Here is a 526-nt window from a genome sequence, read left to right on the forward strand (position 1 = left end):
TGAGCACCAGATCGAAGCTGTTGCGGCGGCTATCTGTGAAGGCAAGAGCGCCGTCGAAGCCGCATGCCGTCTGGAGTGGCTTACCCGTCAACTGGTGCGGGAAGAGGTGCCTCCGAGGAAAGGCGCCTTGCGGCGGGCTGACCTGAGCTGGGAATTCCTTATTAGAAGCCGCCCTCCGTCTCAGCCAACTTCCGGAGCGTGCAGAGGTCAACACGTCCGTCTGATGGAGTATCAATGTAGTCTATATCTACTCCCGGTCTGTCAAGACACTCCGCTTTACACACGGCTTCTCCTGCGCTCAACCTTTGAACCGAAAAATACTTCCGGCTAAACCCGGTTCGATGACATCTAATAGTGTAGGGCACGGATCCCACTCCGTTGAGAGCGACAGTATATCCATCTTCCTGTAACAGTGCGGCCGACCATTTTTGGTAGGTCCTTGGGGGCGCGTTTGCGTCGCGATCACCGAGGCTCTCGAGCTTCAAACCGACATTCTGAAATAGAATTATGAATCCTTTCCAATCCA

1 protein-coding gene is annotated in these 526 nt (G+C 54.6%); it reads right to left on the reverse strand.

Annotation, left to right across the window (positions count from 1 at the left end):
• Positions 1-161: 161 nt before the first annotated feature.
• Positions 162-526: hypothetical protein (locus AC5ZGW_RS46840; protein ID WP_496114227.1), on the reverse strand; the 365-nt coding region annotated here is incomplete at its 5' end.

The organism is Bradyrhizobium sp. Crot121, assembly GCF_059512385.1.